This window comes from Gilliamella sp. B14384G12 (assembly GCF_016101825.1).
Lineage (GTDB): Bacteria > Pseudomonadota > Gammaproteobacteria > Enterobacterales > Orbaceae > Gilliamella > Gilliamella apicola_N.
This window is the reverse complement of sequence record NZ_JACFPU010000014.1, coordinates 47,640-64,723: the sequence shown is the minus strand read 5'-3', so window position 1 is coordinate 64,723 and position 17,084 is coordinate 47,640. Positions and strand designations below refer to the sequence as shown.

The following is a 17,084-nucleotide window of genomic DNA, read 5'->3' as shown; positions in this document are numbered from 1 at the left end:
TTAAAAGGCCTGACTCCAGTTGAATATCGAAATCAGGCCTTACAAGCCGCTTAATAAAAGTGTCCAACTTTATGGGGTCACTTCAAATTCCTAGTGCTTCTTTTTGTGAATTAACTAAAATTGCATGATGGTTACGCCAATAATTATCAAATTCTTGATAACTTAATGTCTTTTTGCGTTTAACTAGTGTTATTAATTTAATCATTTAATACCTCCGTTTAAAAATAATCTAATCATATGATAAAGCAATGACATTGCTGTAAGAGTCAATAGGAAGTGATATGAAAATTGGTGAATTATCAAAATTAAGTCAGATCAGTGTTAGAATGCTTAGATATTATGAAGAAGAAGGACTGCTTTCACCAAAACGCACAGTTTCAGGTTATCGTCAGTTTGAAATAGAGGACATTGAAAGAGTTAAACTAATTCATAAGTTAAATAATGCAGGATTAACATTAAAAGTGATTCGTAAGATCCTCCCTTGTTGGCAAAATCAGAGAAAAAAATTTTCTCCCTGTGAAGAATTCAAAATGGGGTTGAATGAAACTTTGTTAAAACTAGATGCACAAATTCAACTTTTACAGCAAAGCCGTAATCGTTTATTAACCTTGTTAGATGAAAATTAAGATTTATTTTTAACCGCCTGAATAGGTTCTTAATAGCAAAATGCTAAAATAAAGTAGGTAATTACATTATTGATACTTATAACAAAAGAAAATATTACATTTACAAAAAATCTAACTAATTTTTTACTTTCAAATAAGATTATATGGATCAATGATCATTCTCAACGTTAATTTTAAAAGATAAGTAGTATTTTTTGAAAAGTCTTATTCAATAAGGTTTTTGGATGTAATAGGTTCATACATTTGAAGACTTAAAAGTAAAATTAATTAGCTTTTAGATCTATCTTTGATATCATTAAATTTAATAAATAGTTAATTATGAAGGCAATTTGATGTTTAATCTTAAAAAATATTTAATCGGTTTATTGGTGCTGTTTAGTGCTTCTTGTTTTTCGCTTGATCGTGTTGTCATGTTTGTTTGCACCGGTAATACTGGACGTAGCCCCATGGCAGAAGCTTTAGCTAAAGATTATGTGAAAAAACATAATTTAAATATCTCAGTTCAATCACGTGGTGTGAATGTTGATCCTAATGAAATCAATCCCGAAGAAGGCACCGTTAAAATATTAAAAGATAGAAACATTGATATCTCTTCGCACAAAGCGACTCAATTAGTCAAAGAAGATATTGATTCATCAGATTATTTATTAACAATGACACAAAACCATAAAGATCGTATTTTAAGCAAATACCCAGAAGCTGAAGGTAAAGTATATACATTGGCTGAATTTGCAACAGGTAAAAATGAAGATCTTTCTGATCCTTATAAAATGCCAATAGCTACTTATATCAAGGTTGAAAATCAATTAGATAAATTTTTACCATTAGCGCTTGATAAAATTGCAAAAGAGGAATAATTCATAAATTTAGTTTAGTCAGTTTATAAATACCCAGAGATTTTTTACTTAATAAGTATGGAAATTAAATCTTTGGGTGTTATTAAAACAATTTAATAGAATTAAGGAAAATTAGTTTACGTGACTTTGTTAATTTAAAAAATTATAGATCAATAATACAAAAAATTTGTTTTAATCTAATTTTTGCTATTTATCAAAAAAAAGTAAAAAATATGGCTAATTAAAATAACTAACATGGTAATTATTATACATGACCTTTTAGGATAGATTAAAGTTTCATCAAAGTCACCAATATTTGTCTATCAAAAAATTATTGTAAAGAAATTTTAAGATTTGTAAATTTTAATAATGTTTTGTAAACTTTTGATTTTTTTTAAAATATTTTATTTTGTCAAAAATACTCCATTTTTGGGGCCTACTAAAAAAATCCCTCTACATATAACCAAATGAATAAAATGTGATTAATATCATAAAGTTAATTTAAATTTTACTTAAACAGTTTACATGAACAAATAATCTATATAATATTGTCAATTGTAAAGAATGAATAAATTAAAAGCATTATTTACTAAGCTTTTATAAAAAACATGAAAGCTTGTTTTATAGAATAAAAAAAGTAGAAATACATAATGATTATAAATTAATAAAGTTAATACAATTTTACAGGCAAAAAAATGAAAGAAATAAAACTCACTCCTTATCAATCAATATTTTATTATGAATGGCTAGCCAACCCATCAAGAAGCGATTACAACATTGTATCTGATAATATGATCTCTGGAGAGCTTAATAAAGAAAAACTTTTTGACAGTTTCAAGAATATTATTAATGAGCATTTTGTTTTTCGCAGTTTCATTGTAAATCAGGATGATGGTATTTTTTGGAAAAAAAGAGAATCAATTACCGAAGAGAATTTAAAAACGCTCTTAGTCTATCATGATCAACCCTTAAGTAACGAAGATATCAGTAAAATAGTTTCGGAGCCTTTTGATTTAGAGAAAGATATTCCTGCACGATTCCATATTATAAAAGTCGGTCATAAACAATATCGAAGTATTTTAGTATTCCATCATATTTTAGTTGATGGAGTAAGTACTCAGGAGTTTTGGGATAAACTAAGTCAATACTATAATGATATACCTTATGAGCTACCATCTTATGAAGTACAAGCTCAAATGCATGAAAAACTTAATGATTCGTATCATGAAATTCTAACAACGCAAAAACAGCAGATGGAAGATTTCTGGAAAGAAGAGTTACAAGATGTTAAAAATATCGATTTTACTTTCTTAAAGTTATCAACCGAAAAACCAAAGCAATTAAACCAATTTAAGCCTTATATTAGTGAATTTACTTTTAGCTATGACGAAAATATTTATAATCAAGTTAAAGTAATACGACGTAAACATAAGATAACACCTTATTTATTCGGTCAATTGGTAATGGCTTTGTTATTAAACAAAATGACATCTCAAAGCGCCATTCCTCTTGTTTATCCCATTGCTTTTAATGAAGGTAAAGAATTAATCTACGGCGCTCATATTAATACATTACCTGTTGTTTACCATTTTGAAGAAAATTCAACCTTAGAATCTGTTATTCAAAATATTCTGGCTCATTATAAAAAGGTTAAACAAACAGGTGCTAAATACTTACCAGTTTACGATATTATGCAATTTGCTGAAAATCCTAATATTCTGGATGTAGCGTTTGTGCAAACCTTTGTTCGAGACCATAAAATGAATCTCAATGGGATGATTGATGAAGGGGTTAATCATGAATTTCAAATAGATTTATCTAATAAATTGGTGTTTGAACAAGAAGAACATAATAACCGTATTAACTATCGTGTTAAATTTAGTGAACAGCAATTAGATAAACAACTAGTTGAACAACTTGTGATGTTCTATCAAAGACTGTTTATAAAATTACTTAACTATTTAAGCAATGATCAAGCCGATATTTTAGTAAATGATATTGAGTTACTGAATCAAGATGATTTAAAATTTTTAATTCATGATATAAATCAGACTCAACAACCTTATAAGAGTGATAAAATAATTGCACAGTTATTTGAAGAACAATGTCAAAAAACACCAAACAATACCGCTGTGCTTTTTGAACAAATTGAGATGTCTTACTCTGAATTGAACAACAAAGCTAACCAATTTGCTCATTATCTTCAAGATCATTTTTCTATTAAGCCAAATGATTTAGTTGGTCTTTATTTAGATCGTACCGAGCAAATTATTGTTGCTATTTTAGCTGTACTTAAATCTGGAGCCGCTTATGTTCCGATCGATCCTACAGCACCTGACGAGCGCAATAAATATATTTTAGAGGATGCCAATATTCGTGCAGTTATTACACATTCTCATTATGTCGATAAATTGAATGTGCTAATGCCAGCCGTTGAAAGTATTCCGGTTGATGATCCATCTTTTACTGCAACCTTACAAAATTATTCAACCGATAATACGATTATCGAAACTAAACCTAATGATTTAGCTTATGTTATTTATACTAGTGGAACAACAGGCAATCCGAAAGGAACATTAATTGAACAACACAGTGTTAATCGCTTAATTGTTGATGCTAATTATGTCGAGGTTGATGAGTCAGATCGCATAGTATGTATTGCAGGATATCATTTTGATGCATCGATTTATGAAATATTCAGTGCTTTACTAAATGGTGCTGGAGTTGTTATTACTGCTAAAGAAAATCTTTTAGATTTGGATAAATTTAATCAGTTGATTGAGCAATATCATATTACCAACTTCCTTGCTATATCAACATTTTTCAATACGTTAGTTGATGCTCAGCTGCCTAATTTAGCAAAATTGCGCTATATTCTAGCTGGAGGGGAAGCCTTATCAGCCGTTCACGTAAATAAATTCCTTAAATTATACCCGAATGTTAACCTCGTAAATGCTTATGGTCCGACAGAAACAACAACGCTTGCTACGACTTATTTAACAAATCAAAGTCAAACCTCTTTTGGTAACAATGTTCCTATTGGTGTACCATTACCTAATACATCGGTATATGTATTGAATCCACAACGACGCCCATTGCCTATTGGCTGTATTGGTGAGCTTTATATCGGTGGTGCTGGGGTAGCTCGTGGTTATCTGAACAATGTTGAGATGACCAATAAAGTGTTCATTAAAAATCCATTCCAAACAGAAGATGAACGAAAGCAAAATTACAATGATCGTATCTATAAAACAGGTGATTTAGTCCGTTTGTTGCCTGATGGTAATATTGAATATATTGGTCGTAATGATTTCCAAGTAAAAATCCGTGGGTTCCGTATAGAGCTTGGTGAGATCGAATCGCAATTAATGATGCACCCACAGATTAAACAAGCCACAGTATTAGCACTCAATAATCAAAGTGGTTATAAATATTTAGCTGCATATTATGTTGCGGATAATGAACTTGATTCAGCAGAATTGGCTGCGTATTTAATCAATCTGTTACCAGATTATATGGTTCCTTCAACATTTGTTCATTTATTCGTTATGCCTGTGACGATTAATGGTAAAATTGATCAAAGAGCACTACCAAAACCAGTCTTACTGACCCAAACTAGCTATGTAGCACCTAGCTCAACTTCTGAGCATAAAATCGTAGAGGCAATAGCCACTTTATTAGGATTTGAAGCGAATGCTATCAGTGTTACTGATGATTTCTTCCGTTTAGGTGGTAATAGTATTTTAGCTATCAAATTATCAAGTAAGCTGACTCGAGAATTTGACCGTTCTATTCGAGTGGCTGATATTTTCACTTTCCGTACTGCACAAAAAATAGCTCAATTTATTGATAAGAATCAGGAAAAAAGACAGTCAATTAGTGTAATGCCTGTTGATCATATTGAACAACAATTATTGTCCTTTGCACAAGAGCGTCTATGGTTTATCGATTCTTATGAAGGTGGTAGTAATGCTTATAATGTTCCATTGGTATTTAAACTAACAAGCACTACAGATATTAATCTACTTGAAAAAGCAATATACGCAATTATTGAACGACATGAAGTTTTACGTTCATTAATTAAAACCAATGCACAAGGAATTGGTTATCAACAAATTATTGATTTACAACAATTCCCATGGAAGGTTAATAAACAAAAATGTTCAAGCAAAGCAGAACTTGAAGCTGCAATTTATGAGGATCTGCATAGAACATTTATTTTATCCGAAGAATTACCGATTTATGTTTGCTGTTATGAATTTGCTGGTGACAGTTACTTAAGCATTGTCATTCATCATATTGCATTTGATGGTTGGTCAACAGATATCTTTTTGGACGAGTTAGTCAATCTTTATCATTATGTTACAGCTCTATCTCAAGGAGATAACCAATATGCTGAAACATTACGTTTACCAGCAGTCGAAGTTCAATATAAAGATTTTGCTTTATGGCAACGTAATCTTTTAAAAGGTGATTTTTTAAATAATCAATTAAATTTCTGGAAAGGGCAGTTAGAAGATTTTGAACAACTTAATTTGCCTACAGATTATCCGCGTCCAAGGGAAATTGATTATACAGGTCATGATATTCCTTTTGAAATTAATGAACAAATAAGTCAACAAATCCGTTCATTAGCTAATGAACTCAATGTGAGTGTCTATTCAGTATTATTGAGTGGTTTCTATTTATTATTAGGTACTTTTAGCAATCAAAAAGATGTGGTTGTTGGTTCTCCAATTGCGGGTAGAAATTATTCAGGTATTGAAAATACTATAGGATTTTTTGTTAATACTATCGCATTACGTAAATGTATTGATCCGAAAGATAGTTTAAAATCATTCATTTTACAAACCAGTGAATTAGTTACTCAAGCTCAACAATATCAAGATTTGCCATTTGAGCGATTAGTTGATGCATTAGCGATTGAGAAAGATTCTTCACGGCACCCAATATTCCAAGTAATGTTTGGCGTACAATCATTTGGGTCAGCAATACATAATGGTAAAACTGAAGAGCTATTATCTTTATATCAAAGTGAAACTGTCAATTATCAATCTGCTAAGTTTGATATGACGGTAATGCTTGATGACTCTAAATCAGCTATTACTGGTTTATTTAATTATGCTTGCAAACTGTACCGACAAGAAACCATTGAGCACTACATCACTATTTATCAAACTATTTTAGAACAGTTTGCTCAAATGTGTGAGTCAGAACAATCGTTAACTGAAATGCGTTTAGTCGATGCGGCTACTTTCAATAAACTGATCTTTGATAAAAATAAACCGTTTCAATCTTATGCAAGAGACAAGTCTATTGCAGAACTGTTTGAAGAAAAAGTCCAGCAAGTACCTGATCATATTGCAGTCATTTTCCAAAATACTGAACTAACTTATCAACAAATTAATGAGCAGGCCAATCAGTTAGCGCGTTACTTGAAAGAACACTTTGATATAAAACCTAACGATTTGATTGGTCTTTATCTTGATCGTTCACAATATATCTTGATCTGCTACTTAGCTATTTTGAAAGCTGGTGGAGCTTATGTTCCAATGGATCCTAATGCTCCAGATACACGTAACGAATTCATAATGCAAGATGCTCAAGTTAAAGCCGTTCTTACAACCGAAAATCATTGTGAGAAGGTAACTAATTTAGCCCCTAATGTATCCATACTCGCTGTTGATCAAGCTGATTTTGTCGATAATCTAAAACATTATGCGAAAGATAATCTTTTAATTAAAGTGAAACCGCATGATTTAGTTTATGTTATCTATACGAGTGGAACAACGGGCAATCCAAAAGGAACGCTGATTGAACATCAAAATCTTAATAACTTTATTGTTAATGCTAATTATGTCAAAATCAACTCTAACGATCGTTTACTAAGCATCTCTGGTTATCAATTTGACGGTTCTGTTTACGATCTCTACACCCCTTTACTTAATGGTGTGACACTGGTTATTGTTGAAAAAGAGACATTTTTAGATTTAGAGCAGTTTAACAAGTTAATTGGTGATAAAAAAATCACTAATTTCTGTTGTACAACCACCTTCTTCAATGCATTAGTCGATAATGAAGTTGCTAATTTAAAATTATTAAATTACATATTCGTTGGTGGTGAAGCTTTATCCGCATATCATGTTAATAAGTGCCATCAACTTTATCCGCATGTCAATGTGGTTAATGCTTATGGCCCAACTGAAACCACTGTATTTACTGTTTCTTATTTAACTAACTTAGCACAAGAACCATTTACTTACAGTGTACCAATCGGTAAAGCATTGACAAATGTATCGCTGTATATTTTAGATGAACAACGTCGTCCTGTACCTGAGGGGGCAATTGGTGAACTTTATGTAGGTGGTGATGGTGTTGGCCGTGGTTATTTACATAAACCTGAACTGACAGATAAAGTATTTATCCAAAATCCATTCCAAACTGTTGTCGAAAAGGCGCAAAATTATAATGCGCGAATCTATAAAACTGGCGATTTAGTGCGTTATTTAGCGGATGGCAATATTGATTATATTGGTCGTAATGATTTCCAAGTTAAAATTCGAGGATTTAGAATTGAACTTGCAGAAATTGAAACTTGTTTAGTCAACCATCCTGATATTCAGCAAGCTGCAGTACTAGCTTTGAAAAATAGTGCTGGTGCTAAATATATTGCTGCTTATTATGTGGCTAAACAATCATTGAGCCAAGAACAACTCGTTGGTTATTTACAACAATCTCTTCCTGAATATATGATTCCGGCTGCCTTTGTTCATCTTGACGCTATGCCAATGAACATGAATGGTAAATTGGATCGTAAAGCGTTGCCAACACCACAACTTCTTGATGAGCAAAACTATGTCGGTCCAACAAATGAAACAGAGGCTATTTTCTGTCAAACCTTTGCAAATATACTTGGTTTACAAGCCAATGAAATCAGTATTCATGATGATTTCTTCAAACTCGGTGGGGACAGTATTAGCAGTATTCAACTTACCAACCGAATTAAACAGGCTCTTAATTATTATCTATCAATTAAAGATATTTTTAATTTAAGAACGGTAGAAGCTTTAAGCAATCATGTGATTAATAATCGTCATGAAGAAAAAATCAGTGTGGAAACCGAACAAGGTATGTTAACAGGAACTCTTGAAATTTCTCCTATTCAACAGTGGTTCTTTAAAGAAGTTGCAGTTGACCGATTCCCAGACTATCACCATTGGAATCAAGCATTCTTGCTTAAAGTTCCAATGCTTGATGTTGATTTACTCAAACTAAGTGTACAAAAATTGCTTGAATATCATGATATGTTACGAGTTAATTATCATGATTCAGTGGCAACTTATCAATCACTGCCTGAGAGATTGCCATTTTCTACTCAAAATATCTCTGGTTGGTCACAAGATAAGATTCACCAATTATTGACCAATTGGCAAAGTCATTTTACCTTTAATCAAGGGGCATTATGTCATTTTGGTTATTTAACTGGTTTTGATGATAATTCTGCTCGTATCCATGTTGCTGCGCATCATTTAAATATTGATGCAGTAAGTTGGCGTATCATTAAAGATGATCTAGAAGCGATTTATCAGTATTTAAGCCAACAATCATCTGTTGATGCCAATATCAATGTGAAACATATTCTAGGTGAAAAAGGTAGTAGTTATCGTCAATGGGTCAATAAACAACAGCAATATCCAACGCTCATTGCTAATGAGCAAGAACCTGCTTATTGGCAAACTATATTGGCTGATATTAATCAGTATCATAATCATCTTGATCAACATCGTGTTGATACGCTATATCAAGCCAAAATGCAGCTGTCTAAGACGCAAACATCTCGTTTACTTAGTCAGGTTAATAAGGTATATGGAACTGAAATTAACGATATTTTATTAACAGCACTCGCACAAGCGTTAAAATTGGTATTCAGTGGTAATGATCATTATATTTTATTAGAAGGTCATGGACGAGAAGATCTTTACACTGAAATGGATATTAATAACACGGTTGGTTGGTTTACCAGTATGTATCCAGTTAAACTAATGGTGAATAACCATAATGTTATTAATAATGTTGCCATGATTAAAGATACCTTAAGACAAATACCTAACCATGGTGTAGGTTATGGCTATTTGGTAGGTTATATTACACAAGCTTTACCAGCGATTAGCTTCAACTATTTAGGTCAATTTGATAGTACTGAAAAAGCTAATAAATGGCGATTTAGTGATGAAGATAGCGGTTTAGCAATGTCTTCTAATAATCGCATGACTGACTTTTTATCCGTTAATGGTGGTATTTTGGATGATCAATTACAATTTGCTATTACAGGATACGTCAATAATGTACACGGTGAAGCTTTAGTTACGTCCTTTATTCAACAGCTTAATGAGCTCATTGATCAATTAGTACTGATTGAACGTAGCTATTTGACACAATCTGACATTAATAACGTGATCTCTCCAACACTGCTTAATTCATTACAGAGCGATAAAGAAATAGAAGCAATTTATCCTGCAAATAGTTTACAGCAAGGGTTTATATATCATGCTGTTTCGCAGGGAGATTCAGATAATGCTTATCGAATTCAGATGATTTGGGATTATCATAATTCACTGAATATTAATTTGCTTGAACAAGCATGGCATCTTACGCAGCAAAAATTCCCTTCATTACGATTACGTTTTTCATGGGTAGAAGAACTGGTACAGATTATTGATAAACAATCTGATTTTGCGTGGCAATTTGTTGATCTTAGCAATCAAACTCAAGAGCAACAACAAGTCAGCATGAATAAATTGATTAAACAAGATGAACAAATCGGTTATGATTTAATGAAAGGCCAACTATTTAGAGTGACCTTAATTAAATGTTCTGATGAGAATTACCGATGTTTATTTAATAATCATCATGCTATTTTAGATGGTTGGAGTTTACCTGTCTTACTAAATGATGTGCATCAAAATTATTTAGCTCTATTACATCAAAAAGAGATTACTATCCAAGAAGATAGCAGTTATTTAGCTGCACAATCTTACTTACAAAGTAAAACCAATGAGACAGCATCATTCTGGAAACAATACCTTAATGTTGAACTTGAACCTGAAAATCTAGAGAGCTTACTTAAAGCGGATTTAAGACATATTAACTTAGCTGACCAAAAATACGTTGAAGATCCACAAGAAATTTCGATAGAGATTGGTTCCCAACAATGTGAACAATTAAAATCATTATGTAAAAACAATGAGTTTACATTGAATGCTTTGGTTCAATATTGTTGGCATCAACAATTAAGCATTTTTGGTAATAGCAAAACTACCGTTGTTGGTATGACGGTATCGGGTCGTAATTTACCAATTGACGGTATAGAAAATTCTATCGGGCTTTATATTAACACATTACCTGTAATTTTAGAGCATAGTGATGGTAGCGTCATTGAAACCATCAAAATGTTACAATCACACATTAATAATGTGAATAATAACAGTAATATTAATCTGATTGAATTACAAAAATCGGGTACACGTCTATTTAATTCATTATTTGTATTTGAAAATTACCCATTATCAGAAAGCGAAGAAGATGAATTAAAAATTGTGTTCCAAGGCGGTCATGAAAAACTTGACTATCCTCTCGGAATTGTGGTCTTCGAGGCTGCTGGTAAGCTATCGATTAAAATCAAATATGCTGGAGAACTCTTTAATGACTTAGCTATTAAACGTGTATTGAAAGGAATAGAATTAACCTTAACACATTTAGCTAAAAATCCAGCTATAGAGGCATCTAAGCTTAACTTATTAACTGAGCAAGAGTATGACCAATTAATTGTTAACCAACAAAAGAACATTGTTTCATTTGAACATCATAAACTCGCGAGCCAATTGTTTGAAGAGCAAGTTCAGAAAACACCTGACTCTATTGCAGTTGTTTATGAGGGAATAAATTTAACTTATCAAAGTTTGAATGAACAAGCGAATCAACTGGCAAATTATTTACGATCACAATTATCAATTCAACCTGATGATTTAATTGCGTTATATTTAGATAAATCGCAATATATGATAGTAAGTATTTTAGCTGTGCTCAAAGCTGGGGCTGCTTATGTGCCAATTAGTCCAAGCACACCAGCAGAACGAGTAGAGTTAATTCTTAATGATACTAAAGCGAAAGGTGTGATAACTCATGCTCATTATGCTAAAGAATTAACTCAATTAAAAACTCAATTGCAACCAGAAGTTATTGCTGTTGATGATCCATCAATGGGTAACAAACTTTCACAGTTTGATAAACACAATGTGATTACTTCAACACAAGCCCATCATTTGGCGTATGTTATTTATACGAGTGGTACCACTGGACTACCAAAAGGTGTGATGATTGAACACCATGGAATAGCTAATTTAGCAACAGTTCAGCAAGACGTTCTAGATCTACAACCATGTCATCATGAACAAGATCAGAAAAAAGTTCTGTGGTATTCAAATTATATTTTTGATGCGCATGCTTTCGAAATATATAACGCCTTACTTAATGGTCATCAGTTGCACATTCTGTCAGAAGATAAACGATTAGACTTTATAGCATTATCAAAATATACCCAAGATCAACACATTGATTTTGCCTTTATCCCACCAGCTTTACTTGATCAAGATGAGCTGCTTTCAGTCCCTGTTTTAACAGTGGGTGGGGAAGCTGTTAATGCTAAATTAGTGAATCGTTATTGTCAGCAGGGTATCAAGTTAATTAATGTTTATGGACCAAGTGAAACGACTGTCTGGGCTATGGCTCATCGTTATAGTAAAGATGACCTAAATACAGATTTGGGACAAGCCATTAAAAACGTTACTTTGTATGTTCTTGATGAATATTTGCGTCCTGTGCCTCCAGGTGTTATTGGTGAATTATATATCGGTGGTGCGGGTGTCGGTCGTGGTTATCTAAATAACCCTGAATTGACAAATCAGTCATTTATCGCAAATCCATTCCAAACCAGTGAGGAAAAAGCGCAAAATTATAATGCTCGAATTTATAAAACGGGCGATCTGGTTCGTTATTTACCAAACGGTCATATTGAATATATTGGTCGTAATGATTTTCAGGTTAAAATCCGCGGTTTCAGAATTGAATTAGGTGAGATAGAAACAAGATTAATCAGTCATCCTCAAATTAAGCAGGTACTTGTTGTGGCGCTGACAAATAATCAAGGTAATAAATATCTTGCTGCTTATTATGTATCTGATACAGCCATAGATCAGACTGAATTAACCAGCTATTTAGAACAAACATTACCTGAATATATGGTTCCAGCAGCCTTTGTACATCTAACGGTTATGCCTGTTAATGTGAATGGTAAAATTGATCGTAAAGCATTGCCAATGCCTAATTTTGTTATGCAAGAAAGTTATCTTGCTCCTAGTACAGTGACTGAACAACAGTTAGTTGCTGATATTGCTGAACTATTAGGGATGGATATCGACTCAATTAGTGTGGTCGATGACTTCTTTAGATTAGGTGGTAACAGTATTTTAGCTATTAAATTGTCAAGTAAAATAGCTAAAACTTTCGAACGTGATGTGCGTGTGGGTGATATTTTTACCTATCGTACCATTCAGGATATTGCGAAATTTATTGACAGTAATCACCAAAAACGTCAATCAATTACCAAACAACAAGTGGCTAATGAACAAGAACAGAGATTATCCTTTGCGCAGGAACGTTTATGGTTTATTGATTGTTATGAAGGAGGTAGCAACGCCTACAATATACCATTAGTATTTAAACTTCTGCCAGAGACTAATATATCGTTTGTTGAGCAAGCGTTACAAGAAATTGTTCAGCGCCATGAAGTATTGCGTTCATTAATTAAAAATACCACAGATGGTGTTGCCTACCAACAAGTGATAAGTTTGCAACAACAACCGTTAGCAATCGAAAATCATTATTGTGATAGTCAAGCTGAATTAGATAAAGCGATTCATAATCATGTATACAAAGTATTCATGTTATCTCATGAGTTACCGATCTCGATTTGTCGCTATCAATTAGCTCAAGAGAATTATATGAGTATTGTGATCCACCATATTGCATTTGATGGTTGGTCAATTGATCTGTTCATTAATGAGTTCAGACAGTTATATCAATACTATGAAGCTTTATCTTTAGGTGATAGTAATCAAGCGGTTGCACTTAACTTACCACCTGTTGAAGTGCAATATAAAGACTTTGCTTTATGGCAACGGCAGTATTTGCAAGGTGATATTTTGAATCAGCAATTGCGGTTCTGGCAAGATCAACTAGCTGATTTTGAACCGCTTAATTTGCCTACTGACTATGTTCGTCCGCAGCAAATTGATTATACTGGTCAAAATGTCATGTTTGAACTTGATTATGATGTCAGCCAACAAATACGTTCATTAGCAAAAGAACTCAATGTTAGTGTTTATTCAGTGCTACTCAGTGGTTTCTATTTACTACTTAGCTCATTTAGCAATCAAAAAGATATTGTTATTGGTTCACCAATTGCAGGAAGACATTATCAGGGTACAGAAAATACCATAGGCTTCTTTGTTAATACATTAGCATTAAGAAAATGTATTGAACCAAGCGACAGCCTAAAAATGTTCATTTTGCAAACCAGTGAATTAATTACACAAGCTCAACAATATCAGGATTTACCATTTGAGCGCTTAGTTGATGCGTTATCGATTGAAAAAGATACCTCACGACATCCTATTTTCCAAGTAATGTTTGGCGTACAGTCATTTGGCGAAGATGGGAAAGAGGATAATTTATTGCAACGTTATTATAATGACAATGCAAGTTATCAAGCTGCTAAGTTTGATATGACCGTGATGCTTGATGATTCTAAACCAGCGATAACTGGCTTGTTCAATTATGCTACTAAACTATATAAGTCGCAGACGATTGACCACTATATCACTATTTATGAATCAATCTTGCAGCAATTTACTAAGATGTATCAACAGCAACAAACTCTAACAGACTTACGTTTGATTGATAACTTAACTTATCAAAAAGTGATCTTTGATTGGAATAAGACGCGTTGCGATTATCCAACCGATGTGACAATGCATCAATTGTTTGAAAGACAAGTATTAAAAACACCAAATAATCTAGCTTTAGTTTATGAAAATGATCGCTTGACCTATCAAGAGCTTAATGAACAAGCTAATCAGCTAGCACATTATTTGCGTGAAAACTTTAATATTCAGCCTGATGATTTGGTGGCGATCTGTCTTGAACGTTGTAAATATATGTTGGTAAGTATCTTAGCTATCTTGAAGGCAGGAGGGGCCTATGTACCAATGGATCCTAATATGCCAGAAGATCGTCTCAGTTATATGATAGAAGATACCAAAGCTAAGGTTGTATTAACGACTAACTTAAGTTACGAAAAGATCAATTCTTTAGTTTCTAAGGATCAAGTTGCATTGAACTTGCAATCTTCACAAACGATTGATTGCTTAAGTAAATATCCAACAACTAACCCAACGCCATTAGCACAGCCTAAAAACTTAGCTTACGTGATTTATACCAGTGGTACGACCGGTAAGCCAAAAGGTGTAATGTTAGAGCACCAAGGTGCGGTTAACCGTATTATTTGGATGAATAACGAATATCCGATTACTGAAAAGGATCATATTTTACAAAAAACAAATTATACCTTTGATGTTTCGGTGTGGGAGCTATTTTGGGCGAATTGGTATGGTGCTTGTATTGTGTTTGCTCATTCAGAACTTTATAAAGATAATGTCTATCTTGCAGAGTTGATTGAAGCTGAACAAATCACTGTATTACATTTTGTACCATCTATGTTAGTTGCATTTGTGGAAACATTAGAAGCGCAACCTAATTTGGTTCCAAAAGTTCAGGGATTAAAATATCTGTTCTGTAGTGGTGAAGCACTTAATCTTTATGAAGTGAAAAAATGCCAAGTGTTGATGCCAAACTGTGAGGTACATAATCTTTATGGACCAACAGAAGCAACCATTGATGTACTTTATTATGATTGTAATAATCCGAATATTTCACAAGTATTAATCGGTAAACCTATTGCTAATACTTCTGCTTATGTTCTTAATGAATTATTACAGCCAGTGCCTATTGGCGGAATAGGTGAGTTGTATGTCGGTGGTGATAATGTCGCTAGAGGTTATCTAAATAACATTCCATTATCAAATGAACGTTTTATTGCTAATCCGTTCCAAACGGAAGTAGAAAAAGCACAAGATTACAACGGTCGAATTTATAAAACTGGCGATCTTGTTCGTTCTTTAGCTGATGGTAATATTGAGTATTTAGGTCGTAATGACTTCCAAGTTAAAATTCGCGGATTCAGAATTGAACTTGGTGAAATTGAAGCTCGATTAACCCAGTATAATGGAATCAAACATAGCATTGTTATCGCTTATGAACAGGCTTCGGGCAGTAAGTATTTGGTTGCTTATTATCTTGCTAATGAGGAGATTGATAGCCAATTATTACAAGCTCATTTAAATGAAACTTTACCGGGATATATGATTCCGTCAGCATTTATATATTTAACTGAATTACCAATTACTTCAAATGGTAAGTTAAATCGTCGAGCTCTACCAAAACCAGAGCTTACCGATAAGGTAGAATATGTCGCGCCAGAAAATGATGCTGAAAGAACATTATGTGACATCTTTGCTAATATCCTTAAAATTCCTGCTGAAGAAATTAGTATACAAGATAGTTTCTTCCGATTAGGTGGTAATAGTATCTTGGCTATGATGCTTAATAACCGAATTAATGATGCATTTAAAGTTAAAATGCGTTTAGTTGATATTTTAAGTGTCAACACAATTCGGGAATTAGCGAAAAAAATCTCAACGGCTAAACAGCAGTTTAATCCTATTGTGGAATTAAAAGTTGATCATGAAAAACCACAGATTTTTATGATTCACCCTGGATTAGGCGGATGTGATGTTTATCAATCATTAGCGAATAAGTTATCCTCAAAATACAGCTGTTTTGGTGTAGATTCTTACAATTTATATCATGACAAACCTATTGAGGATCTCAATGTATTAGCGCAATATTATCTGGATCATATCAGTAAAGTTGCAACCAAAGATCAGCCAATCAAATTACTTGGTTGGTCTTTAGGTGGCAACATTGCGTTACAAATCGCAGTACTACTTGAGCAGCAAGGAATCGAAAAGATTGAAATTTATCTATTGGACACTTGGCTATTAAAAGAGCAGGATTTAGAACAATATAATCATCCAGTAAACATTACTCATGCTATGGATCGATTAAATCTACCTGCACATGTACGCGATCAGATTGAGGTTTATGCAAAAATTGATAACAAGCTCGTTATACAGCCAATATCTGCTCAATTGAAACAGACTCAAGTTGTGTTGTTTAAAGCTGAACAGATTGAACAAGGTGGAGATTTAGCTGAAAAATATATATTAAATAATATTGATACTTATTTGCAGGATAATTCTCAATTAAAATTAGTTAAGTTAGATTGTGATCACTACACAATTTTATCTCATGAACAAGAGATCTTAGCTCAAATTTTATAACCTTAATATAAACTATCCCCTTAAAATAAACTTTATTTTAAGGG

Annotated in this window: 4 protein-coding genes; 3 read left to right on the top strand and 1 reads right to left on the bottom strand. The window is 32.9% G+C overall.

The annotated features are described in order from the left end of the window. Positions 1-82: 82 nt before the first annotated feature. Positions 83-205 (bottom strand): hypothetical protein, encoded by a 123-nt coding sequence (locus H3S73_RS13880; protein ID WP_255519617.1) that lies wholly within the window; start codon positions 203-205, stop codon positions 83-85. A 76-nt stretch (positions 206-281) separates the two neighbouring features. Between H3S73_RS13880 and H3S73_RS12275 the strand changes: the two genes are divergently transcribed. From H3S73_RS12275 to H3S73_RS12265, 3 genes are all read left to right on the top strand, one after another. Further along, the gene (locus H3S73_RS12275) at positions 282-626 is read left to right on the top strand and encodes a MerR family transcriptional regulator (protein WP_198236745.1); all 345 of its coding nucleotides are present in this window, start codon (positions 282-284) and stop codon (positions 624-626) included. Between the two features lie 332 nt (positions 627-958). Continuing rightward, a complete protein-coding gene (locus tag H3S73_RS12270) occupies positions 959-1,483 on the top strand; it encodes a low molecular weight protein arginine phosphatase (protein ID WP_198236746.1) in 525 nt (174 codons plus the stop codon). 674 nt (positions 1,484-2,157) lie between these two features. Next, positions 2,158-17,040 (top strand): non-ribosomal peptide synthetase, encoded by a 14,883-nt coding sequence (locus H3S73_RS12265; RefSeq protein WP_198236747.1) that lies wholly within the window; start codon positions 2,158-2,160, stop codon positions 17,038-17,040. Positions 17,041-17,084 lie beyond the last annotated feature (44 nt).